General features: G+C 45.0%; 1 protein-coding gene. It reads left to right on the top strand.

What is annotated here, in order from left to right; all coding sequences use genetic code 11:
• Positions 1–320: 320 nt before the first annotated feature.
• Positions 321–1,006 (top strand): aldehyde dehydrogenase family protein (locus tag ACTXGO_RS14595; protein ID WP_443575027.1); only part of this gene is annotated, 686 nt, incomplete at its 3' end.

Raw genomic sequence — 1,006 nt, forward strand, 5'->3', positions numbered from 1 at the left:
TAGTCAGCTTTAGACAATGATCTAATAATCAGGGTATCACTGGTTGGGTGCGTATAATTTTGCATAGTCGTCACAGTATTAGAATATAGGGCTCATGCTTTAAATTGCGCTTCTTGCCCTAATAAAGAGGACTAAGCGCAATGATGGCAATATGAGAAAACAATGGTAGTCATAGACAAGTGTAGCAGCTGTGCTTAATTTTACTATACAAACCTACCAGTACGCTAAATACACTTTTCATTGTGATAGGCTTGCGCTACATTAAGTGGCAACTGACAGTGGCTCACACTGGCTTACTCTAGACATGACAAGGAAGACAAATGACAGATAATGATGTAATCACTCAAGATAATACACAGATGCATACAGATCGTACCATGAGCATTATTAATACCGTTGAGGAGATGCAAGCGCAGTTTACGCGTATGCAAGCGCTCAGTCGTAGCCAGCCGATTAATGACTGGTACGAGCGTGAGACGCAGCTCGACAACCTCGAGCTATTGCTTAGTGATAACCAAGAACAGATTGCCGAAGCTATTAGCGAAGATTTTGGCTATCGTAGCCAGTCTGAGACGCAGTTCGCTGAGCTGTTTCCAAGCTTTACGGGTATCACTCATGCCAAAAAGTACGGCAAAAAGTGGATGAAACCGCAGCGCATGCCGATATCCGCTTTGTATCGTCCCGCGCATAATGAGATTCAGCCGCAGCCTTTAGGACTGGTCGGTATCATGGTGCCATGGAACTATCCACTGTTTTTGGCGATAGGACCGATGATTGATGCGCTCACAGCAGGCAATCGCATCATGATTAAGATGAGTGAAGCGGCGCCTAAGTTTGCTGAAACGTTTGCAAAACTCGTCGCGCATTATTTTTCTCCTGATATGGTCTCTGTAGTGTTAGGCGAAGTTGAGATTGCCGAAGAATTTAGTAAGCTGCCCTTTGATCATCTGCTATATACTGGCTCTACCGCTGTCGGCAAAAAGGTAATGGCAGCCGCTGCGCCCAA

The organism is Psychrobacter sp. T6-1, assembly GCF_052258445.1.